Source organism: Sporosarcina highlanderae (assembly GCF_030433715.1).
Taxonomy (GTDB): Bacteria; Bacillota; Bacilli; order Bacillales_A; family Planococcaceae; genus Sporosarcina; species Sporosarcina highlanderae.
In genome coordinates, this window is the sequence record NZ_JAROCC010000001.1 from 260,784 (window position 1) to 283,461 (window position 22,678).

Here is a 22,678-nt window from a genome sequence, read left to right on the forward strand (position 1 = left end):
CTCCCGGAGTTATCTGTACTTCTACAATTCGTTCAATTTAGCAACTTTTACATATCATATCATACTCATAATAAATCCGTCCTAATAAATAACTTGATTCGCACCAACGTGATATACTATTTCTAATCACGAATTAATTTTGAAAAGAGGGATTCAGTTGAATCATTTGGAAGCATTGGACGCTTATTTCACGTCAAAAAGAGAAGAACATTTGAATGAATTGAAGGATTTTCTCCGTATTCCAAGCATCAGCGCATTGTCCGAGCATAAGGAAGATATGCAAAAAGCTGCGGAATGGCTGAAAGATTCATTCAAGAACGCAGGGCTTGAAAACCTTTCAATCGATGAAACGGACGGACATCCCGTCGTTTATGGAGATTGGCTACACGCTGAAGGGAAACCTACTATTCTTTTCTACGGCCATTACGACGTTCAGCCTGTCGATCCGTTGAACTTATGGGAAAGCGGACCGTTTGACCCAGAAGTTCGTGATAATAAATTATATGCACGCGGGGCGAGTGACGACAAAGGACAAGTTTTCATGCACATCAAAGCAGTTGAAGCGCTTATGAATGAAAACGGAAGCTTGCCGGTGAATGTTAAATTCATCATCGAAGGTGAAGAAGAAGTCGGAAGCCCGAACCTTGAGAAATATATTGAGGAAAATAAAGAAAAGCTTGCTGCTGACATCATTATCATTTCCGATACCGGAATGTACGGACCCGGAAAACCTGCAATCTGCTATGGATTACGTGGTTTAGCTGGCGTACAAATCGATGTTAAAGGGGCAAAAGGCGATTTGCATTCCGGTATTTACGGTGGCGGTGTGCAAAACCCAATCCATGCCATTTCAGAGATCCTTGCATCGTTCCATGATCAGGAAGGGACTATTTCTGTTGAAGGATTTTACAATGATGTACGCCCTCTTGCTGATGAGGAACGCGAGGCATATCGCGCACTTAATTTTGACGAAGAGGCATTGAAAGAGGAAATCGGAGTAAATGAGCTCTTTGGCGAAAAAGGTTATTCCTATTTAGAGCAGACGTGGACACGCCCTACTCTTGAGGTTAACGGCGTTTTCGGAGGGTTCTCAGGCGAAGGCATTAAAACGGTGTTGCCATCTGAGGCTGGTGCAAAGATCACTTGCCGACTAGTTCCTGACCAAGATCCTGAAGATATCGTAAAAAAATTAAGAGCACATATTGAAAAACATAAACCTGCGGGTGTAACGGTAACTGTTACGGAGTTCGATAAAGGTAAACCATTCATCACGCCATTCGATCACCCGGCAATCCAGGCTGCGGGTAAATCATACGAGAAGGTGTATAATGTGCCGACTGCTTTTACACGTATGGGTGGCTCGATTCCAATTGTGGCGGCTTTTGATGAAATTTTGAATTTGCCGGTTGTCCTTATGGGCTTCGGTTTATCAAGCGAAAATTTCCATGCCCCTAACGAGCATTTCCATTTGGAGAACTTTGATAAGGGATTGCGTGTAATTGGAGATTATTATTATGAGCTTGCCGGATTCTCGAAAGAAGATTTGAGGAAGTAAGACAAATAAAAGAAGGGCAATCCCAATCATCGGGAATGCCCTTTGTATTTATTCTTCTCCTACCTCGGTTGCTTCTTCTTCCCTGCCGTAATACGTAACGATATCTTCAAGTGGTGTGCGTGTGCGGTTCTTTGGGTAGTCGTCATAGTAGCCGAATTGTAGCATGCTGATGATACGCTCTCCATGTTTCACGCCAAGCTCTTCACGGAACTTCGGATTGTCGAGGAATACTGGTGTTTTCCAGCAAGAACCGATGCCTTTATCCCAAGCAAGTAGCATTGCATTTTGAATGAGCATGCTTGCTGCTGCATAGTCTTCAAGCCTTTCCTTTTGGCGCACATCTTCCTTTACGATAACAAACACGACCGCCCCAGGGGCGCGGAATGTTTTCATCTTTTTTTCCAATTCTTCTTCGGAAAGGTCCTTCCATTTCGGCACTCCGTATTCTTTCAGTACTTCTTGGAATTTGATGTACTCTTTATTAGCAGCCACGACGAAACGCCATGGATTACGTAAGCCATGATTCGGTGCCCATCTTGCATCATCTAAAATCTCATTTATATTTTCAAGATCGACCGGTTGCCCGTTGAAATTCTTGATCGATCGGCGGTTGACGATTGCATCCCTAACTGATAATGATTGTTCATTCATAATTACAAACTCCCCTTTTCATTCGTACTTCCAACCATCATTATACACAAATTCCTTGCAACGGGGAGGATGTCCCAAAATACAGGGTGGTATTCAGAACAATTCTTCTTTTGGTATTCCACTAAATTACTATTCATAGTATAATAAAGAAAGAATAGAAAGTTTTGAAAAAAGGATGGCGGACAATGACTAAAAAACCGATTGCATGGATTACAGACAGTACTGCATACATCACTGAAGAATTGAAACAACACCCTGATTTTTATTCGATTCCCCTAAATATACATTTCGGGGAAAAGCAATTCGTGGATGGAATCGACCTTACTCCCAGCCAATTATACGAAAACATCAAGAATGCAACCGAGTTCCCAAAAACATCGCAACCTTCAGCAGGAGAGTTTGCCGAAAAGTTTAAGCAGATTGCGGAGAACTATGAACAGGCAATCGCAGTTCACGTATCAAGCAATTTAAGCGGAACACTTGCCTCTTCGATGGCAGGAGCCGAAATTGCGGAGTTCCCGATTACGTTCATCGATTCCCTCTCTGTTTCTTACGGTATTACGGGGTTAATCGAAAAAGGCATAAAGATGCAAGAATCCGGTGCTTCTGTAGGTGAAATTAAAGACCATCTTGAAAAGACAGCCGGGTCGCTACATAATTTCATCCTTATCGGTCAATTGGAGCAGCTATACAAAGGTGGACGAATGAGTGGCGTGCAATTCTTCCTTGGCAGCCTATTGAAAGTGAAGCCTGTCATTCAAATTACAACCGATGGCAAATTGGAAGCGATCGAAAAGGTGCGTTCCGAAAAGAAGGCGCTCCAATATTTGGTTGACAAAGTGCTTGAAAGGCATCCGGCGGGCAAGGGCAAAATTTATTTGATGCAAGGAAATGTACTCGAACAAGCTGAACAGCTGAAGACAATGATTAGAAATGAGGCTCCCGGTATTGAAGTGGAAATCGGGGATATCAGCTCGACGTTGGCAGTCCACGCAGGCGAAGGTACACTTGCAGTATTATGGTATGACTGAACGCAAGTAACTATACAGTAGCACACAAAAAAGCTTGAGTTGAATTTTCACCTCAAGCTTTTTTACTTTATTGTGGCATGTAAGGATTTAATTAAAGCACCCCGTTACACAGTAATTACCACTTTACCTTGAGCGTGACCTTCCTGGAAATAGTTGAAAGCCTCGACTATTTCACTAATATTATACTGTTTATCAATTATTGGTTTTACTTTACCAGTCTCAAGTAATTCTTTTACATAATTTAAGTCTTCTTGGTTTGCTCTCTGTAACAGTGTACTCATTTTCTTGCTTCCAGCCATTGAAATAAACGGACCAAATAATAACGTTCTGAAAAGTTGTGATTCTGAACCTCCAACGTGAACGAAAATCCCATTTGGTTTTAGTAGACGTTTATATAATGAAATGGGATTAGAACCGTTCACGCCAAGGATCAGGTCGTAACACTCCTCAACTTGGGTGAAATCCTCTTTTGTATAATCAATGATATGGTCTGCTCCTATTGAACGCAATATCTCTAAATTTCTTGTACTGCATACTCCTGTGACTTCAGCCCCGAAGGATTTGGCAATTTGCACCGCGAAAGTACCGATGCCACCAGATGCCCCATAAATCAATACTTTATGTCCCGATTTAATCTTACCTTTATTACGCAGTCCCTGTAACGCAGTCACACCTGCCATCGGAGTCGCAGCAGCTTCCTCGAAGGAGATATTTTTTGGCTTTAAGGATAGTGCATATTCTGGGACAGATACGTATTCAGCAAAACCTCCCCAGCCACATTGGGAGAGATCGCCAAATACCTCATCACCTATTTGAAATAGCTTAACATCTTTACCGACAGCTTCAACTGTACCGGCTACGTCACCTCCTAAAATAGAGTATTTTGGTTTTGTTAATCCGAAGGCAAAACGGGCTAAGAAAGGTTCGCCTTTCAAAAGAACCAAGTTCCCAAAGTTCAAAGATGCTGCATGAACTTTTATCAATACTCGATTTTCGGTAGGTAAGGGTTTTTCAATTTCTCTTAATTCAAGTACATCCGGTGAACCATATTTATTACTAACTATCGCCTTTATAAAACCGCCCCCATTTTTCTATAAATCCACAGTCTTTTATCTGTTCAGGAAAAATTATCGTTAATTTTAAAGAATGCATACTGGGCACTTTCCCGCCACGCATAGGAATCCTTATAATCCCACGTCCGATGATAGGCGTCATAGGTGTGCGCATTGACAAGTGGCGCGCCGTTGATGTCCTTTGCGGTGACAATCGTCGAGTGATCGTATCTCCCGTCTCCCTGGAAATCATAGAAAATTAGATCCCCTAAATCCAACTCATAAGGTGAACTGACCTTCTTTGCGGTCAACCCTTTTTTCGAACCTGCCACGTACCAATGCAACGAGTGTGAAACCGACCAACTAAAACTCCACGTCCCACCCTGCAACCACCATCCCTTCCCACGATTCGGATAGCCATACATAGGTGCCCCACCTGCCCGCAAGCATTGCGAAATATAATTTGTGCAATCGACGTCGAATGAAGGATACGCCGGATTTCTCCCATTCCACCATTGATCCGCGTACCTGACTGCTGCTTCACGACTGTACAATATAACACCCCCCTGCCATGGTATGAAGAAGGTGCAGGCGGAATGCACAATAGTTGTACAAATCGTCTACCTTTAATTGGCACTAACTCCCATTTACTAAAGAGGGAGTTCGCAACTATACTAATATAAGGTTAATTAATATGTATAAGGAGAGTTATATGCAATCATCAATACCATGTCCAAATTGTCAAACAGCCCTAACACTCAAGGACTATGAACACTTTTCATCCTCTTTTACCATGAAGTGTCCATACTGCAAAGTTAGATTAAAAGAAACAAAAGTAACTCCCCTTTTAATGATTGGGGCATTGGCAGTTGTTCCATTATTTATTTTCTTAACGGAAACAGTCATTTCTTTGCTATCCGGCATCATACCAGCTATTGAAAAAGTGCCTACTAGTCTTGTGTTTTTTAGTCTGCTCTATCCAGTTTACGCCCTATATGCACGATTTAATGGACTTATTATGTTTAACAAAGGGAATTTGCAATTGAAAAAGCGACAGTAAAGAATAAAAAAGAAGACCTGTCAAATATCTAATTTGACAGGTCTTTTAAATATGGAGCATACCGGGTTCGAACCGGTGATTTGTATTTTCAATTAATGAATTGTGTTAATAACCGATTAAACTTATCACGTTCTTCCCAAAAAGCACCATGGCCACTAAAGTTAAACGGGACTAACTGCGAGTTTGGGATTAATTCATTTTGCTCCTTAGCTTGTGAAAATGGAATAACTTTATCGTGGATGCCGTGAATAATTAAAGTGGGGGCAACTATTTTTCGTAGGTCCTCGTACAAATTCTCGTCTCTCAATAAAACAATGATTGCAGCCGTCGACCATCCAGCAGCTTGCATACCCATCTGAAAGAACCAATCCGAGAAACGATCAGTTATATACTGAAAGAAAAAGCCATCGATTACTTCCTGCATCAACTTCGGTCGATCATTTAACGTTTGCATAAGATATCGGTTCGCAGTTTCCTCTGAAAAACCCAGGGGGGCTGCAGCGTCAACAAGTACAAGCCGGGAGACTCCGTAACCGTTATATCTAGTCATATATCGAATTGCAATAGCCCCACCCGTCGAGTGACCTACAAGCGCAAAATTTTCTAATTGAAGAGTACCGACAACAGCGCGGATATCATCGGCCAATCTGTCTAACGTATAACCGTCGAATGGCTTATCCGAATTGCCAAAGCCTCTCCAGTCTATGCCGATACAGCGGTACCCCATAGATGGCAGAACATTAAACTGATATTCGAACTGTTTATGGCTCAACGGCCATCCATGTATAAAGACAATTGTCTTGCTACCCTCCGGATTAAGATCTTCAACATACAAATTTACACCTGACTCTACAGTAACCAAATACCCGATAACGATTCCTCCGTCGTTATAATGACTTCACCTATATGTATTCAGCTTTGAAGACATAGGTGCTAACCTTCTGTTCAATGAAAAAAGAACCCTGCCAAATGTTAATTTGACAAGGTTCCTAAGAATGGAGTCGATGGGGATTGAACCCACAACCTTCGCACTGCCAGCGCGACACTCTCCCATTGAGCTACGACCCCGAAATGAAATCATATCAAAAACGTGGCACTCTCCTAACTGAGCTAATGCCTCGTAAATCTGATACAATATAAAGTATATCATGGTAAACGAAAAAGACAATAGGTTGGGGGGATCTTCTTGCAGCATGCTGAACGGGAGATAACGGACCAGGTGAATCTTTGTGATCGCAAAGGGATGCTAAATCCTGAGGCGATTGGTTTTGCCAGACGTCCGCTCATTATAAGCAATTTAAAGGGCCATTTCATGCGGAAAAAGAAATGGAATTATTGGTGTGTGTTCGGCGAGGATCTTCTTTTTTCTGCGACAATCAGCCATCTTGGTTATGCGGCAGTTTGCTTTGTCTATCTCCTTGATTACGAAACGCAGCGCTTTTATGAGAAACAGATTGTCCTTCCGGTTGGTCGGAAAGTGAAGATGCCGGAGGAAGTGCTTGAAAGTGTGAAATTCGTGAACGACCGGGTTTCCGTCCAGCTTGTGCATATGCAGGGAGAGACTCATTTATCTGTCACGATTCCGGATTTTGACAATGAAGTGCTTCATGCCGACTTGCATATTTTACATCCGAAGCAGGATGATTCCCTAAACGTCGTCATTCCGTGGAAAAGAGATTTGTTTCAATTTACAGCGAAGCACCATACATTGCCGACAGCAGGTTTTGTGAAGATCGGCAATAAACGATATAATTTTAACCCGGATTATAGCTTTGCTGTCCTCGATTATGGGCGTGGAGTTTGGCCGCGAAATGCCGAATGGAATTGGGCAATGGCTTCGCAGCGTTCGGGAGGCAGACGGATCGGGCTGAACTTTGGGGGCAAATGGACAGATGGAGCGGGCATGACAGAGAATGCTGTTTTTGTAGATGGCGCAATGACGAAGATTCATGAGGATGTCATTTTCACATATAACCCAGAAAACTTCATGCACCCTTGGCATATCCGCACAAAGTTTTCCGATCAAGTAAACTTGACGTTCTCCCCTTTCTTTGAACGAACGTCCAAAACGAATGCGCAGATTGTCCAAACAAATGTGCATCAGCTTGTAGGCTATTTCAATGGTTTTGTTAAGTTGCACGATGGCACGACTCTCCGCATCCGGCAAATGTTAGGGTGTTCAGAGGAGCATAAGGCGAAATGGTGAATTGAAAACAACCGGCATGGTGCCGGTTGTTTTTGTTTTGGGGTGGAATTGTGGGGGTTATCACCACTCAGACCGGGTTTATCACCATTTAAAAAGAGTTTATCACCACTTAGAACGCAGTTATCACCACTCAAGCCTACTTTATCACCACTTCCGCATGATTTGCTTTGTGAGAATGAAGTCAACACCCCTCCCCAGTGTTTAATTTCCCCCAATCAAGGAAATTAATGAAGATATACTATAACTGGAGGTTTGCAATTATGAGGAACACTTTGAGGACCGCGATGTTCTTGTTATTTGCTGTGCTGATTTTAGGAGCGTGCGGGAATTCAAATAAGGATGTGGGCAAGGGGCCGGACAAGCCTTTGCAGCAGGATAATACGCTCTCCGTTAAAACCGACGTAGAAGGTGGGAGTTTGGATTCCGGCAAAGGATATGGTTTTGATAAATTTGATTTGGAAATAGAGGTTGACGGGCAGGAAGTTGTGGATGTGCAGTATGCTGTAGCCAAATCACATAGCGCGTCGTACAAGAATAAGTTGGCAGGGCTGAATTTGGAGGGCACAGAAGCGTTCAATAAACTGGATAAGCTTTTCATGGATATTAATCTGACGAAGGATATGGCGAAACAGGATGTAATTGATAAGATCATGAAGTGGTTCGGTTTGGATACGTATACGCGGTTTGAGTTAGAAGTAGATTTCGATGATGGTACTAAATTGGATATTGATGAATCCAAATAAAAAAGGCTGCGTCCCACGCAGCCTTTTTTCCTATATCTTCGAATCCATCAACATTGTGTAGTAAACGCCTTGCTTTTCGATCAATTCGTCCTGGCTTCCGGATTCGACTAATTTTCCTTGGCCCATGACGTAGACAGTGTCCGCTTTTCGAACTGTGTTCAGTCTGTGGGCGATGACGAAGCTTGTTCGTCCTTCCATCAATCGCTCCAACGCTTCCTGGATTTGCAGCTCCGTAACGGTGTCGATGCTACTTGTCGCTTCATCTAAAAGCAGCAATACCGGGTCGGCGACGAGCGCTCTCGCGATGGAAAGCAATTGTTTCTGACCTTGTGAAATCTCTCCACCATCCGCTGTCAAAACAGTGTTGTAGCCATCTTCAAGTCTTGAAATGAAGCTATGCGCATTTGCCTGTTTCGCAGCCTCAATCACTTCTTCGTCAGTTGCATCGAGCCTTCCGTAACGGATGTTTTCCATTACGCTTGCTTCGAATAGGAACGGGTCTTGCAAAACGAAGGCCATTTGACTGCGTAGCGTTTGACGCGGCAGGTCTTTGATTGGAATTCCGTCGATTAAAATATCACCTTTATTCGTTTCATAGAATCGTGCAAGAAGCTGCATGATTGTTGTCTTCCCTGCACCGGTTGCGCCGACGAACGCGGCAGTTTCACCCGATTTTACATGGAACGAAACATCGTCAATCGTATAGCCGTCCGTTTCAACAGCATAACCGAAGGATACGTTACGGAACTCGACGTCCCCTTTCAACTTCGTATCCGCGTGCTCCTTTGCATCATCTTTCTCAATCGGCTCATCCATGATTTTGAATACACGCTCCGCCCCTGCAATAGCCGAGAGGACCGTATTGAATTGGTTCGATAGATCATTAAGCGGCCTTGTGAATTGGCGTGCATACTCAGAAAAGATGACAATCGTACCGATTGTGACAAGACCATCACTATTAAGAGCCAATAGACCACCGACTCCTGCAACGATTGCGAAGGCGGCATTATTCAGCATGTTCATCACTTTCGGGATGAACCCTGAATATGTCATTGCCCAAAATCCTGTGCGACGGAGACGTTCGCTTTTTTGTGCGAATTCCTCCATTACCCTCTCCTCTTGGGAAAACGCCTTGACAATCCGCTGGCCGGAAATCGTTTCTTCAATCATCCCGTTCAACTCACCAACCGCTTGCTGCTGTTCTTTAAAGAGCAAGCCTGTTCGACGGGTGATCCACCGAATGGCGATGAACATGACTGGAACGATAATCATCGTGAGCAGTGTCAAAATTGGGCTTAAGTAAAGCATTACAGCCAATGTTCCCGTCAATGTCAAAATACTCGAGAACACCTGGATGAATGAGGAGTTCAACGTCTGACTGACGTTTTCGATATCATTTGTCACACGACTCATCAATTCCCCATGCTGCCGTCTATCGAAAAACGTTACCGGCAGTTTTTGAAGATGTGAGAATAAATTCGTGCGCAATCTCAGTATTGTTTGTTGCGCTATGCCAACCATCCAAAAACTTTGGAAATAAGTTGTAAGTGACAAGCCCGCATAAATCGCGATCAACAGCCCGATTGTACCTGCCAAACCGTCAAACTGCATCGGAATAATATATTGATCTATGATTTTACCTATCAACAGCGGCCCTAAAAGTGCAAAACCGGAGCTAAAGAGAACGAGTGCAAGCACCGTAATGAGCAAGCCCCTTTGTTCATCAACAAGCTTCCAAATTCTTAGTAAAACTGACTTCCAATCACCTGCCCGCTCCACCTTTTTCTTGCCGGGCCCTTTAATATCTTCCTTTTTAATAATCGGTTCATAGCCGAAAGGTTTAGTTATCCGCACCATTGATGACCACCTCCTCTTCTGACTGGGATTCGGCAATTTTCCGATAAAGTTCGGATTGAGCCATCAAGTCTGCATGGGTGCCGTAACCAACAACTTTCCCCTCATCGAGTAAGAGAATCTTATCCGCACCTCTTGCTGTCTGCACTTTTTGAGTAACGACGAGCATAGTCGCAGCTTCCTTGGCCAATGCATCCCATAAGGCGTTTTCCGTTTTAACGTCCAACGCACTTGTGCTATCGTCAAGAATTAGGATTGAAGGCTTCCTGACAAGTGCCCGCGCAATGGATAGTCTCTGTTTTTGCCCACCTGATAGATTGACCCCTTTTTGTCCAACACGCGTTTTATACTTTTGAGGGAATAAATCAATTGATTCGTGAATTTGTGCCTTTTTCGCGGCTTCCTCAAGCTCATCAGGCGCAGCATCAGAATCCCCCCAAGAAAGGTTTTCAAGAATCGAACCCGTGAAAAGGATAGATTGCTGTGGAACAAGCCCGATCGTATCGCGTAAATCCTTTAACGGCCAATCATTCACTTCTACTCCACCAACAAAAATCTTCCCTTCGGTTGCTTCGAAAATACGCGGGATCAGATTTAGAAGAGTGGATTTTCCTGACCCAGTCGCTCCCATGATGGCAAGTTTCTCACCGGTCGCCACATTGAATGAAACATTGTCCAAAATCGGCTCAGGCTTTCCTTTATAATTGAACGAAACATTCTCGAATCGTAGCTCACCTTTAAATCGAGTGAAGCTTGAGCTTTCAGAATCATGCTGTTCCAAATCATCGTTCGCAAGCAGTACTTCCTCCAAACGCTCAGAAGATGCTTTAGCCCGCGAGAACGCAACAAGGATCCATGCGAACATCGAGAATGCCCCCGTCATCCGCATTGCATAGTTGACGACGGCAACAAGTTCACCGACTTGTGCTTCCCCAGTGCGGATTTCAGCGGAACCGAACCAAAGAACGGCCATCAAACTTACGTTCATGACAAACAATAGAACAGGCAAAATCAGCTCCATCATCCGCATCGCTTTAACGGTATCCTTCTTTAATGCATCTGCAACTTTCATGAATCTACTTGCTTCATACATTCCTCGTAAATAGGCTTTTATCAAACGGACCGCTTGTAAATTCTCCTGGATGACGCGGTTGACTCGGTCAAGCCTACGTTGAACGTTAGCAAAATAGCCTACCCCTTTTCGCGCCATGATGAATAGGAAAATAAATAAAAACGGCGCACCAAGAACTAAATACATTGCCAATTTCACATTGACAACAAATGCCATCACCAAACTACCAATAACTAATAATGGTGCTCGCAACATTACTCGCAAGCCCATGAATAGGACGTTTTGCGCCATCGACACGTCGCTAGTTAACCTTGTGATCAATCCCGATGTCGGGAATCGTAAAAACGTTGCCATGGAAAACGCCTGCACTTGGCGGAATAATGCCTGGCGCAAGTCATAAGCGAAGCTTTGCGCTGCGTGTGCGGCAAAATAGGAATTGATCACACCCGAAAAGAATGCGACAAATGCCAACCCCATCATGACACTTCCCCACGTCCATACAATGTTAGTGTCTTCCGCCAAAATACCATCGTCAATAATCTTGGCGATCAATAACGGCTGGATGAGCTCCACTGCAAGCTCCAAAAACATGAGGAGCAAGGCGATGAGCATCGGCCACTTATATGCCTTGGCGTATGAAAAAACTGTCTTCATTTCCTAACCCCCAAAAACTACTTCGTAATACGAATTATTTTTCTCTTGTCACCATTATGCCACAAACTGAGATTTCTGTATAGAGTGCATATTGTGTAATTCGGAAAACGTAATTGAACAATTGTTAATTCAGACCATTTTTTTGGTCATAAAATACTCTAATAATTTCCAAACCAAATTAGACTGCATATTAATCTATCATCTTGTATAATGAATTAGATAAGCACGTAGAAAGGGGACAAAGAGATGAGTACGGCAAACACTACTACAATAAATGAATTGCCGCATATCATGGATAGTCTGATTCAATTCCTAATGGTGACTCGCACTGACAGTGAAGGCTTGATAACATACACAAATAATAACTTCCTTGGTGCAAGCGATTGGACGCCAAAACGTATTTTAGGTAGATCCTTCTGGCAAATGTTTTCGGAGGAAAAAGAGGGCCAGACTCAAGCCGATGCGATCTGGAACAGAATTTCAAGTGGAAAGTCCTTTTTCGGGAAAGTTGAGAAACTTTCACGTAACGGCGACCCTTATTTTGTCAAAATGATAGCGATTCCAATAATGGATGATGCTGGAATACTTGAATCCGCAACATTTCTTGAGCTCGATATTACAGAAGACATCGAGTTGCAGGAAAAACTACAACAAATTGCATTTATAGACTTCGAAACGGGATTGATGAGCCGCCACAAATTAGAAGCGGTGGCAAATGAATTCATCAATGAAAACAGACATTTTTCATTCGTCTACATAACAATAGATCATTATTACACATTGAAAGATTTACAATCAAATGAGTCAGAGTCCGTTTTAATACGGGAATTCACAAACAGGCTGAAACGGTATTTCCAAGGGGATCCGATTGCAAGGATGGGAGTCAGTCAATTCGTGGTGTTGACAGGCTTCGGGGATTGGTTCGTCCAAGGTTTCCTTGGGTTTTTAAAAGAGCAACCAATTTATCTTGAAAATCATTCATTGCCTCTTTCTGTAAGCGGTAGCATTGTTCGCTATCCGGAAGACCAGCAGTCCTATACGCAACTGATAAAAGCATCTTTGGCCGCTATAAGTAATCACGCCGACCAGGGTAGCGGCAAAATTTCTTCTTTGTCAGCCGATTCCCATAAGGATTTAAACCGCCGTTTCATCATCGACAAAAAAATGCTTACAGCTTTGGACCATCAAAATTTGCAGGTCTTCTACCAGCCACAATTGGACATTGCGACTGATAAAGTAAAGGTCTATGAGGCTCTCGTAAGATGGGAAGATGAGGAGTTAGGGTATGTAAATCCAGATGAACTCATTCCGATTGCGGAGGAAAATGGATTGATTCATGCAATCGGGGCTTATGTAATTGAGGAAGCTGCTAATCTGGCGATGGAGTTAATGAAAAATGACCAGGATATTAGCATTTCAGTTAACACTTCTGTAAGGGAATTCGGCGATTCTTTCCAAATGAAAGAAAAACTGATGGGGATTTTGCAAGAAACAAAATGCCCACCCGATAAAATCCAGTTGGAAATCACCGAAAAATTCGCATTTCAAGCTGAGCAGGAACAGTCCATAATCCGTCAGATGAAAGTCTTAAAGGACAAGGGCATTCAATTCATCTTGGATGATTTCGGAACTGGATATGCATCGTTCAGGTATATGCAGCATTTGCCGATCTCAAAGGTGAAGATTGATAAGGTCTTTGTGAATTCTTTATTGACCATGCCTAAGACGAAGCAACTCGTTGAGGGGATGATTCTTTTCGGCAAATCAATGGGCTTCTATGTCATCGCAGAAGGCGTTGAAACGAAGGAACAGTTTGAGTTGCTGAAGGAAATGGGTGTCGATGCTGTTCAAGGGTATTATATCGGGGCACCGATGAGGAGAAATGAAATATTTTAAAGGACGGAGTACTCCAAGGACGAGTGCTTCGTCTTTTTTTCGCAAAAAAACGAGGCAGCCGGCTGCCCCGTTTTCCATCATCTTAATTTCAATGAATCAGTTTTCTTATAGTTATTCATATCATAGCTATTGATTTCACGGGAAGCAATGGTATAAATCGTATCGCCACTGTAAATAAGTCGTTGAATTTGGGTTTCCCACATTTCATACTCCTCATTTGGGGCTTTCGCTTTTATGAGATCGCCTTTCAAAACGATTCCTTTGTCCGGTGTGATTTCATAGACCAACGCTCCTGATCCTTTATAGTCCAGTGCGAATTCCTTATTGGATTTTTCGTAAATGCTGACAGGAAAACCGAATAGATTGCGGGCTCTATGCTCGAACAGCGCTTTGTGATCGTATTGTAGCGAAGAGTAAGTTCCTTGCCCGCCGATGACTTCCGTAAACTTCTCTTTTGGATTGTTGAAATCAGTTACATCAAATAACGAGATTTTCATACCTTCCGTAGTGATAATCGGCTCGCCTCCCGAAGGGTTCTTTCGTGATGAAGTTTCATATCCAAAACCGATTAAATGATTTTCATCCAAAGGATGCAAGTAGTTTGAGAAGCCCGGAATTTTCAGCTCGCCTAACACTTCTGGTTTTGTCGGATCGGCAACATCGATGACGAAGAGAGGGTCTGTCTCTCTGAACGTGACCATATAGGCTTTATCCCCCATGAATCGTGCCGAGTAAATCCGCTCCCCCTCTGCGAGTCCTTCCACCGATCCAACTAATTGCATGCCATCATTTAAAATGAACAAGTGATTTTTCGAAGGGTTTTTGTCATCCCACATATTCCCTTCCGTCATGACTACCCGGAAGTTGCCATTATATTCGTCCATCGAGAATTGATTCAGAATGGTCCCTTTAAACTCAGCCGAGCTGTAGAAGACGACTTTTGTTCCATCAAGGTTAAACTTGAAAAACCCAGTACTTGCTTTACCGGGATTCCAAATCATCATTTCCCTTCCGCCTTTATTCTTTTCCATCTCGTATTTCATCGCAGTTAAATATAAGCTGTCTTTTGTCATATACATTTGGCTACTACTTCCAAGGAACCCTTTCGTTTCAAGCATCCCTGTTTCCGCTGAGTCTAAGTCAATTGCCGAAATGACAGTATATGAGGCTTCCATTGACCCAGGTAAAATTGCGATGTCCTCAAATTCCAAATAACTCTTTTCTTCTTCCCCATTCGAGTCTAAAATGACCGGTCGCAACGTTTCTCCCTCGATTTCATCCATTGCCCAGTAGTGCGGATGCATAGTGGTCACTAAGTAAAGGATATTGTTAGCTTTCCGTGCGTTACTCAAATGGCCTTCAATACCGATTTCGCGAATCAACTCCGGATTTTCTGGGTTCTTCACCGAGTAAATGCTGACCGTACTCATTCCATTGACAGGCATAATCATGTCTGTAGCTACCTTTTTCTCGGAATAGGGTTCGTACTTATCCCCAAGAACTATCAATAGATCACCATGCAAGAAAAGCTGCGAAGCATAGTGGTATTCTTCCATTTTAACGGTGGAGACTAACTTCATTTTGCTTGAATCACGGATATCAACGATTTCCACAGCTGTCCCATCTGAAATGGCATATATATAATCGCCATTTGTTTTGACGAAATCCGACTCATCGACACCCTCCACCTGAATGTTAGTCGATGAATAGTCAGCAGCGCCTCCTTCCGCTTTAGCTGATTCCGCAGAATCGCTCAACGCAAATCTTTCCCTCAAACCTCCGTCCCGCGTTCGTGTTTGCATATCCCTGATTGTCTCGAAATATGCCTTCAAATCCTTTGCAGAGCTGATTGATTCGATGGAATCATATACAGTGAACTCAAGTTTATCTAAATTAAGCGACTTGAAAAACTTGCTGTTTACAGCTCTATCGTCAAGATGCAGTGTGTACTTACCTGGCTGTAATCCATTCACTTGAACGGATTGACCGTCTTTCGACAGCTCCATCTCGGCCTGAACTTTCTTGCCATGCTGATCGGTCACATAAATATATCCTGCCGTTATAGAATCCGTCACAAGGGGTTCAGAAAAATAAGCATTCCATCCATTATCGGTTAATGCCGTACCTGCAGCGGAAACGGTCACCTTCTTAATCATAAAAGCAAAACTTATAACTAACACGATGATAATCGAAGCTGCGCCAAGCCAAACAAGCGGTTTTCTCACCTTTAACATCCTCCTTGATGCCTCTTTATAAAAGTAGACTGTTTTTTTGCAATTTAGTTTCACTCTAAAAAAAACATTTCTACTAATCAACTTGAATATGATAGTATTGAGGAGTATCAAATATAAAGGGGGATTTAGAGAAATGAAAACGTTAACAAGATGGTCGAATACGATCATGGAAAGGTATTTGCCGGATCCATACATATTTGTGGCGATACTGACATTGGTCGTATTCCTACTCGGTCTCGGTTTAACCGATTCGGGTCCACTCGACATGGTCGTTCACTGGGGAGATGGCTTCTGGGGACTTTTATCCTTCACTATGCAGATGGTTATCGTTTTAGTGGCAGGTCATGTGTTGGCAAGTAGCCCAGTCTTCAAAAAACTATTGAGTTCAATGGCAGGATTGGCGAAATCGCCTGGTCAAGCAATTGTGCTTGTCACAGTTGTATCGCTTATCGCTTGCTGGATCAACTGGGGGTTCGGCCTTGTCATCGGGGCATTGTTCGCCAAGGAGATTGCTAAAAAGGTAACGACTGTCGACTATCGTCTATTAATTGCAAGCGCTTACTCAGGATTCATTATTTGGCACGGTGGTTTAGGTGGGTCAATCCCATTATCCATCGCGACTGCTGATCATCCTTTTTCAGGTGTCATGGGTGTCGTTCCGACGTCCGAAACGATTTTTTCAACGTATAATCTATTAATTATCGGAATCCTTTTCATTACTTTACCGTTGTTGAACCGTTTCATGATGCCGAAACCGGAGGATACTGTCACTGTCGATCCTAAACTATTGGAAGATGAAATCGAAGTAGAAGAGGTTGCGGAAAAAACTCCTGCAGCACGTCTTGAAAATAGCTTCATCCTTTCAATGTTAATCGGCGCATTGGGTGTTGTCTATCTCGTACAACACTTTGTTGGTAAAGGCTTCGATTTGAACTTGAATATCGTCAACTTGATCTTCTTTATTCTTGGTATCATTTTCCACGGGACGCCGAGACGTTTCCTTGCGGCTGTTGCAAATGCTGTTAGGACGGCTGGCGGTATTATTATTCAGTTCCCGTTCTACGCAGGAATCATGGGCATGATGGTTGCATCAGGCTTAGCAGGTGTTATGTCCGAATGGTTCGTCAGCATCTCGACAGAAGCGACATTCCCGCTCTTCACATTCTATGCTGCGGGTCTTGTTAACTTCTTCGTACCTTCAGGTGGCGGCCAATGGGCAGTTCAAGCACCAATTATGCTTGAAGCGGCAACTACACTTGGCGTGAGCTACTCGAAAACAGCTATGGCGATCGCTTGGGGTGACGCTTGGACAAATATGATCCAACCGTTCTGGGCATTGCCTGCACTTGCGATTGCAGGATTGCGCGCGAAGGATATCATGGGCTACTGTGTATTCGTGTTAGTGTTAAGCGGTATTGTTGTAAGTATTGGTTTGTTCTTCTTTTAATTAACAAAAAACATCCGAAGCGTCGTTTTGACGACTTCGGATGTTTTTTTGTTCATTCCCCCAACACTTCTATACAAGCGATAATCGCCCGCTTTAAATCTTCATGGGACCAGCTTGGCACTCGGCCATGCTCGACTCCAAGATCATGTGAAGCCGGGATGTGAATAAAACCGGCAAGCATGTCGGGACGCTGTTCATTCACAAAATGCAGTTCACGATACATGACGTGGTTGCATAAATATGCCCCGGCAGTGTTCGAAATTTCTGCTGGCAACCCTTGCGCCTTCATAGCTTCGACCATTTTCCGAATCGGCATATTTGTAAAATACCCGTCTGCTCCATCTTCAATAATCGGCTCATCCACAGGTGCATGTCCGCTATTATCCTTCGCACCATCGTTCACATTGATGGCGATCCGCTCAGGAGTAACTTTAAATCTTCCGCCAGATAGGCCAAGTGACAATACTGCGTCTGGTTGCAGTTTTTCAATATGCGAAATGACAAGATCTCCTGAAACACTGAAATCGACCGGCAGGATTTCGCTATGGATTTTGTATCCCCCGATTTCCATGCCATGCAATTCATCAGCAATCTTTTGGGTTGGGTTAATCGGAAAGTTCAAGAATGGTTCAAAACCTGTTAATAATAGTTTTTTCATTTTTCAGTTCCCCCTTCACTGTATTATAACGGATTCCGAAGCATCTTGGGTAGTTGTCGGAAAGTTTATATTGCACCTGTCAGGGAATACTTGAGTACATTGACTTTTCGAAGGAGGAGTATAAATGACGAATGATAAATACGAGAAAAAAGATGAACAAGTGACACCACAAACGCAAAATAAACAACCTGGAATCGAAGCAGAAATGGATCCACTACCGTTATTTGATGATGAAAATTATAAAGGCTCGGGAAAATTAAAAGGGAAAAACGCCTTGATTACCGGTGGAGACAGCGGAATCGGACGCGCCGTCGCAGTCGCATATGCAAAAGAAGGAGCAAATGTGGCAATTGCATATTTAGATGAAGCCGAAGATGTCGATGCAAATAAAACCATTGAACTCATCGAGAAATACGGTGGGAGAGCGATGAAAATCCGCACTGACATAAGCGAAGAAGAGAACTGTGAGCAGTTGATTGATGATGTCATTCAAGAATTCGGCAGTTTGAATATCCTTGTGAACAATGCAGGAAAGCAGTTTCCTCAAGATGACATCGCTCAGATTTCGAGTGATCAGCTACGGGAGACATTTGAAACGAACTTTTTCGGTCTGTTTTATTTATCGAAGGCGGCTTTGGCTCATATGAAAGAAGGCGATTGCATTATCAATACTTCATCCGTTACGGCGTATAACGGTTCGCCAGGACTAATCGATTATTCTGCAACGAAAGGCGCCATTACTACGTTTACAAGGTCGCTTGCTTTGAATTTGGCTGGCAAAGGCATTCGTGTAAATGCCGTTGCACCAGGCCCGATATGGACACCGCTGATTCCCGCGACATTCGATGCGAAAAAAGTCGAACAGCACGGGGCTGATACACCGGTGAAACGCCGAGGCCAACCGGCGGAAAATGCTCCGGCTTATGTGTTTTTAGCTTCGAACGATTCAAGTTATATGACCGGACAGACGATTCATGTTGATGGCGGCGATTATGTGGGTTCTTGATTGATACTTCGGAACAGACTTGAGCGCGGGTCGGCGGTTCTTGAGCGCGGAACAGCTATTCTTGAGCGCGAAACCAGCTTTCTTGAGCGCGGAACGGCTATTCTTGAGCGCCAAACGCTATTCTTGAGCGCATAACCGACTTTCTTGAGCGCCAAACGCTATTCTTGAGCGCGAAACCGGCTTTATTGAGCGCCAAACGCTATTCTTGAGCGCGCCGCCATTTACTCAATTACAAAAAGCGATCCGCGGATCGCTTTTTCTCATGCCTCGACAGTATTCCGTGAATACCTTTTTTTGAATATCAATGCAAAGTAACCGAACGTGATCGCCAAGCATGCAACCATGAAGCCGATCAACACGCCGTTGTTAGCCCATAGATGGGCGATGTCCCCTGTAGAGATCGATGCTTTGAATGCTTGGACCGAATATGTCATCGGCAACAATGTGTTGAAAACTTGAAGTGGTCCAGGAATTAATTCCAACGGGAACGTTCCTGCACTTGTCGTTAATTGCAAGATCAAAATAAGAATCGCCGCAAATCGGCCAGGGTCCCCTAACAAAGATACCAACATTTGAACAATCGCGATGAACGTGTAACTTGTAATGATCGCTGTCAAAATGAACAATGGCAAGTTGACCGTTTCCATTCCAAGGCCCCACTTGATGATTGCGACAGCAACAAGGGCTTGAATTAAACCTACAATTGCCAAAACAGACACCTTACTCGCCATCCAACTGAACGCGTTAGTCGGTTTTATCGCTGGTTCAACAAGTGGGAAGACAATCGATAACAACAATGCTCCTACGAATAATCCAAGGGAAAGGAAGTATGGCGCAAATCCTGTACCGTAGTTCGGCACCTCATTGATACCGTCTTTTGCCACATCAACAGGTGCAGCCGCCATTTCATATGTTTTCTCGTTCGGATTCACTTCGCTCGCGGCTTCATTTGCTTCCGCAAGTTTCTCTTTCAATGTCAGTGTACCTTCATTCAATTCCTTCATGCCGTCAGTCAATTTCGAGGAACCGTCAGCCAACTCCTTCGATTTTGTAGCAAGCGTCCCAGTTCCTTCTCTCAATGTATTTGAACCGGCATTTAATTCATTCAACCCTGAAGCCAAATCAGATGAACCCTTTTGAGCTGCAGCAACACCTTCGGAAAGCTGTTCAAGTCCAGCCGCCAATGCACCATTACCTTGTTCAAGAGCTGCAGCACCCTCCGATAATTGAGCTGAAGATCCGTTCAACTTAGTAATACCAGCCAACGCTTGCGCATGGCCATTACGCAATTGGGCAGCCGCGCCGTCCAATTGGGCAGTACCTTCCTGAAGGGCCGCCGTTCCATTCGACAGCTCAGCCATTCCATCAGAAAGCTCTGCGCTTCCTTGTTTCAATTGGCCTAATGCCGCTTTCAAAGCAGCTTGCTGCTCCTCAGGCAATGACGCTAAAACCGGCGCCAACTTATCGGATAAATCGTTAATGCCTGCACTCACGTTTTTCGAGCCTTCACCTAATTGTTGGGCTGCACCATTCAAGGCTACAGTTTTTTCATTGATTGTACTAAGTGCTTTTCCAAACTCATTTTCTTTTTGTGCAATCAATGCATAGCTATCTCTTAATTGCTCGACACCGGCCGTATAACTCGCAATGCCAGCTTTCAAGTCGGATGCGCCTTTTGAAGCTTGTGCAGCACCGTTATTAAGATCCGCAACACCAGCAGACAATGCGCCAATCCCTTTATTCAAATCAGCCGCGCCTTTTGCTGCATCATTTGTACCCTTCGCTAACCGGTCAGAACCGTCTTTCAATGACACCGTGCTTGAAGCCAATGTTTCCAAGTAGCCTTTCAAGTCTCTCGCGCCATTTTCAAGCTCCGTAGCACCATCATGCAATTTACCCGCTCCGTCTGCCGCTTCACCAAATCCGTTACCCATTTTATCAATTGAGTCAAATAACTGTTCGGCATATGTTGACGCAATCTTTTCATTCACTTCCGCACGGATGCGATCCATCGCCGTCTCTCCGATTTGGGCAGACAAGAAGTTAAAGCCTTCATTCGGCTTATAAACGATTGTCAACTTCTCTGGATTTTCATCAAGCAAAGTTGTAGCATGTTGTGAAAAGTTCTCAGGTATTTCTATTGCGATATAGTAATCCTGGTTTTTCAATCCTTCCTCCGCGACCTCTTGAGAGACGTTTTGGATATTGAAATTTCCGCTGTTCATCAGTTTATCGACCAACTCATCGCCAAGAGCTAGTTGTTCGCCATCCATTTCGGCACCTTCATCCAAATTGACGATTGCGACGGGAAGTGCGCCCATATTGGCATAAGGATCCCAGAACGCCCATAAGAACATGCCCGCATATAAAACAGGAATAAAAAGAATCGCTATCATCGGTACAAGCATTTTCCTTGTACGCAGAAGCTGCTTCCATTCCGCAACGATCATTGATTTTTTCTTCATTCAAACATTCCTCCGTTAATACCGACTGACTATAAACCTTATTTGGTCATTCGTGAATAAAAAAAGAGTCTCAGGCTAAGAGACAATTAAAAATAGTATTGCTTAATAATCCCGATATCTGTTCTTCGGACAACTCCTCGTCATGTGTTTTGCCCCAATCGACAACAAGCGCAAGATAGGACTTAAATAGAAGAAATGCAACAAGTTCACTATCGCAAGGTTTTAATTCACCCTTAGCGATTGCCCGCTCAATTTTAGCTTTAATATAAGAGACAATTTCTCTTTCTATTTGCCCTAATACCTCGATGACTGCAGGTGTACGCAATTCTTTTTCCTCGTCGATCAATTTTGCATATAATTGATGGGTTCCGCGGAATTTGAGCATTTGCATAAGTCGCGCGTGTGCATTTTGTTCGAACGATGCGCCTTCAACGGCGACAGCGTCGGACTCAGCCCGCATTTCCTCGGTCATTTTGAGGACGATGGCATTGAACAGTTCTTCTTTATTTGCAAAGAAGGTGTAGATTGTTCCTTTGCCTACATTTGCAATTTTTGCGACCTGGTCCATCGTTGTAGCTTTATATCCGAATAATGAAAATGACTTTGCAGCGGCTTCCATAATTTCTTGTCTGCGATCCACTGCTTCACCTCCATTGAAAGATTTTTTTATTGACCGAAATACATTTTCGGTCACTCAGTCATTATACTATACTCATTTTCTGGAGAACGCAAGGTATTTCTATATGAGAGACGCAAAAATACCCTCCAAGACGGGATGGAAGGCATTTGGTTCATATTAATTCGCTGTATTTCATAATCTAACAATAACTTCTGTCCCGTCTTTCGCCTTTACGTTTACCAATCTGGTTCCCTTATGGTTACGTAACTCAGAAACGATGCTTTTCAGTTCCCGCTTATCCAATTCCGGAATTGCGTAGGCCTTCGACTTATCCTCCGCATTTTTTACAATTTGCTCGTTTATCAGTTTCCGAAGCCATTTAGAGCTGATAATCGAAATTCCTATAGACAGTAAAACGTATGGGAGTGGAATGGACAGCTTGAATTTTTCGGTTTTGACTTTGACTTTCAGCATA

At 43.5% G+C, this 22,678-nt stretch carries 19 protein-coding genes and 1 tRNA gene; 8 read left to right on the forward strand and 12 right to left on the reverse strand.

All coding sequences use genetic code 11. The features are described 5' to 3' along the window. The first annotated feature begins 157 nt into the window (after positions 1-157). The gene (locus tag P5G49_RS01135; protein ID WP_301241626.1) at positions 158-1,555 is read left to right on the forward strand and encodes a dipeptidase; all 1,398 of its coding nucleotides are present in this window, start codon (positions 158-160) and stop codon (positions 1,553-1,555) included. A gap of 48 nt (positions 1,556-1,603) precedes the next feature. Here the strand turns inward: P5G49_RS01135 and P5G49_RS01140 are convergent, their stop codons facing one another. Continuing rightward, positions 1,604-2,206 (reverse strand): nitroreductase family protein, encoded by a 603-nt coding sequence (locus P5G49_RS01140; RefSeq protein WP_301241627.1) that lies wholly within the window; start codon positions 2,204-2,206, stop codon positions 1,604-1,606. Positions 2,207-2,391: 185 nt separating this feature from the next. Between P5G49_RS01140 and P5G49_RS01145 the strand changes: the two genes are divergently transcribed. Beyond that, positions 2,392-3,237, forward strand: a complete 846-nt coding sequence (locus P5G49_RS01145) for a DegV family protein (RefSeq protein ID WP_301241628.1) — start codon at positions 2,392-2,394, stop codon at positions 3,235-3,237. A gap of 104 nt (positions 3,238-3,341) precedes the next feature. Here P5G49_RS01145 and P5G49_RS01150 read toward each other — a convergent pair whose 3' ends face one another. Then, complete coding sequence (locus tag P5G49_RS01150; RefSeq protein WP_301241863.1) at positions 3,342-4,310, reverse strand: NAD(P)-dependent alcohol dehydrogenase; 969 nt, start codon at positions 4,308-4,310, stop codon at positions 3,342-3,344. Between the two features lie 44 nt (positions 4,311-4,354). Further along, positions 4,355-4,843 carry an amidase domain-containing protein gene (locus P5G49_RS01155; protein ID WP_301241629.1) on the reverse strand — a complete coding sequence of 163 codons (489 nt, stop codon included), beginning with the start codon at positions 4,841-4,843 and terminating at the stop codon, positions 4,355-4,357. Between the two features lie 158 nt (positions 4,844-5,001). Between P5G49_RS01155 and P5G49_RS01160 the strand changes: the two genes are divergently transcribed. Next, positions 5,002-5,349: a hypothetical protein gene (locus P5G49_RS01160; RefSeq protein WP_301241630.1), complete on the forward strand. Its 348-nt coding sequence runs from the start codon at positions 5,002-5,004 to the stop codon at positions 5,347-5,349. Positions 5,350-5,437: 88 nt separating this feature from the next. On the opposite strand, the gene P5G49_RS01165 is transcribed toward P5G49_RS01160, so the two are convergent. Together P5G49_RS01165 and P5G49_RS01170 are read right to left on the reverse strand one after the other, a co-directional pair. After that, positions 5,438-6,220: an alpha/beta fold hydrolase gene (locus P5G49_RS01165; protein WP_301241864.1), complete on the reverse strand. Its 783-nt coding sequence runs from the start codon at positions 6,218-6,220 to the stop codon at positions 5,438-5,440. A 125-nt stretch (positions 6,221-6,345) separates the two neighbouring features. After that, positions 6,346-6,417: transfer RNA gene (locus P5G49_RS01170), tRNA-Ala, on the reverse strand. A gap of 118 nt (positions 6,418-6,535) precedes the next feature. Here P5G49_RS01170 and P5G49_RS01175 point away from each other — a divergent pair. Then, a complete protein-coding gene (locus tag P5G49_RS01175) occupies positions 6,536-7,555 on the forward strand; it encodes a DUF2804 domain-containing protein (protein ID WP_435877165.1) in 1,020 nt (339 codons plus the stop codon). Positions 7,556-7,815: 260 nt separating this feature from the next. Next, positions 7,816-8,298 (forward strand): YusW family protein, encoded by a 483-nt coding sequence (locus P5G49_RS01180; protein WP_301241631.1) that lies wholly within the window; start codon positions 7,816-7,818, stop codon positions 8,296-8,298. Between the two features lie 30 nt (positions 8,299-8,328). On the opposite strand, the gene P5G49_RS01185 is transcribed toward P5G49_RS01180, so the two are convergent. Both P5G49_RS01185 and P5G49_RS01190 read right to left on the reverse strand, forming a co-directional pair. Continuing rightward, positions 8,329-10,155: an ABC transporter ATP-binding protein gene (locus tag P5G49_RS01185; protein ID WP_301241632.1), complete on the reverse strand. Its 1,827-nt coding sequence runs from the start codon at positions 10,153-10,155 to the stop codon at positions 8,329-8,331. Further along, positions 10,139-11,878, reverse strand: a complete 1,740-nt coding sequence (locus P5G49_RS01190; RefSeq protein WP_301241633.1) for an ABC transporter ATP-binding protein — start codon at positions 11,876-11,878, stop codon at positions 10,139-10,141. The genes P5G49_RS01185 and P5G49_RS01190 overlap by 17 nt, the downstream gene beginning before the upstream one ends. A gap of 246 nt (positions 11,879-12,124) precedes the next feature. Between P5G49_RS01190 and P5G49_RS01195 the strand changes: the two genes are divergently transcribed. Beyond that, positions 12,125-13,774 carry a sensor domain-containing protein gene (locus P5G49_RS01195; RefSeq protein ID WP_301241634.1) on the forward strand — a complete coding sequence of 550 codons (1,650 nt, stop codon included), beginning with the start codon at positions 12,125-12,127 and terminating at the stop codon, positions 13,772-13,774. Positions 13,775-13,851: 77 nt separating this feature from the next. Here the strand turns inward: P5G49_RS01195 and P5G49_RS01200 are convergent, their stop codons facing one another. Further along, a complete protein-coding gene (locus P5G49_RS01200) occupies positions 13,852-15,999 on the reverse strand; it encodes a beta-propeller domain-containing protein (RefSeq protein ID WP_301241635.1) in 2,148 nt (715 codons plus the stop codon). Between the two features lie 142 nt (positions 16,000-16,141). Here P5G49_RS01200 and P5G49_RS01205 point away from each other — a divergent pair, with 142 nt between their 5' ends. After that, on the forward strand, positions 16,142-17,455 hold the full coding sequence (locus P5G49_RS01205; RefSeq protein ID WP_301241636.1) for a short-chain fatty acid transporter: 1,314 nt from the start codon (positions 16,142-16,144) through the stop codon (positions 17,453-17,455). A gap of 52 nt (positions 17,456-17,507) precedes the next feature. On the opposite strand, the gene P5G49_RS01210 is transcribed toward P5G49_RS01205, so the two are convergent. Then, positions 17,508-18,113: a pyroglutamyl-peptidase I gene (locus P5G49_RS01210; RefSeq protein WP_301241637.1), complete on the reverse strand. Its 606-nt coding sequence runs from the start codon at positions 18,111-18,113 to the stop codon at positions 17,508-17,510. A 124-nt stretch (positions 18,114-18,237) separates the two neighbouring features. Here P5G49_RS01210 and P5G49_RS01215 point away from each other — a divergent pair, with 124 nt between their 5' ends. Next, the gene (locus P5G49_RS01215) at positions 18,238-19,119 is read left to right on the forward strand and encodes an SDR family oxidoreductase (RefSeq protein ID WP_301241638.1); all 882 of its coding nucleotides are present in this window, start codon (positions 18,238-18,240) and stop codon (positions 19,117-19,119) included. A gap of 260 nt (positions 19,120-19,379) precedes the next feature. Here P5G49_RS01215 and P5G49_RS01220 read toward each other — a convergent pair whose 3' ends face one another. The 3 genes from P5G49_RS01220 to P5G49_RS01230 form a co-directional block, all read right to left on the reverse strand. Continuing rightward, on the reverse strand, positions 19,380-21,584 hold the full coding sequence (locus P5G49_RS01220; protein WP_301241639.1) for a YhgE/Pip domain-containing protein: 2,205 nt from the start codon (positions 21,582-21,584) through the stop codon (positions 19,380-19,382). 70 nt (positions 21,585-21,654) lie between these two features. Next, positions 21,655-22,224: a TetR/AcrR family transcriptional regulator gene (locus tag P5G49_RS01225; protein ID WP_301241640.1), complete on the reverse strand. Its 570-nt coding sequence runs from the start codon at positions 22,222-22,224 to the stop codon at positions 21,655-21,657. A gap of 171 nt (positions 22,225-22,395) precedes the next feature. Beyond that, positions 22,396-22,677 carry a hypothetical protein gene (locus P5G49_RS01230; protein WP_301241641.1) on the reverse strand — a complete coding sequence of 94 codons (282 nt, stop codon included), beginning with the start codon at positions 22,675-22,677 and terminating at the stop codon, positions 22,396-22,398. Position 22,678 lies beyond the last annotated feature (1 nt).

Excerpts from the sequence above, each read along its gene's own strand:
- P5G49_RS01230 (WP_301241641.1), bottom strand. The coding sequence starts at position 22,677 with ATGCTGAAAGTCAAAGTCAAAACCGAAAAATTCAAGCTGTCCATTCCA.
- P5G49_RS01180 (WP_301241631.1), top strand. The coding sequence starts at position 7,816 with ATGAGGAACACTTTGAGGACCGCGATGTTCTTGTTATTTGCTGTGCTG.
- P5G49_RS01145 (WP_301241628.1), top strand. The coding sequence starts at position 2,392 with ATGACTAAAAAACCGATTGCATGGATTACAGACAGTACTGCATACATC.
- P5G49_RS01215 (WP_301241638.1), top strand. The coding sequence starts at position 18,238 with ATGACGAATGATAAATACGAGAAAAAAGATGAACAAGTGACACCACAA.
- P5G49_RS01185 (WP_301241632.1), bottom strand. The coding sequence starts at position 10,155 with ATGGTGCGGATAACTAAACCTTTCGGCTATGAACCGATTATTAAAAAG.
- P5G49_RS01190 (WP_301241633.1), bottom strand. The coding sequence starts at position 11,878 with ATGAAGACAGTTTTTTCATACGCCAAGGCATATAAGTGGCCGATGCTC.
- P5G49_RS01205 (WP_301241636.1), top strand. The coding sequence starts at position 16,142 with ATGAAAACGTTAACAAGATGGTCGAATACGATCATGGAAAGGTATTTG.
- P5G49_RS01140 (WP_301241627.1), bottom strand. The coding sequence starts at position 2,206 with ATGAATGAACAATCATTATCAGTTAGGGATGCAATCGTCAACCGCCGA.
- P5G49_RS01210 (WP_301241637.1), bottom strand. The coding sequence starts at position 18,113 with ATGAAAAAACTATTATTAACAGGTTTTGAACCATTCTTGAACTTTCCG.
- P5G49_RS01220 (WP_301241639.1), bottom strand. The coding sequence starts at position 21,584 with ATGAAGAAAAAATCAATGATCGTTGCGGAATGGAAGCAGCTTCTGCGT.
- P5G49_RS01160 (WP_301241630.1), top strand. The coding sequence starts at position 5,002 with ATGCAATCATCAATACCATGTCCAAATTGTCAAACAGCCCTAACACTC.
- P5G49_RS01195 (WP_301241634.1), top strand. The coding sequence starts at position 12,125 with ATGAGTACGGCAAACACTACTACAATAAATGAATTGCCGCATATCATG.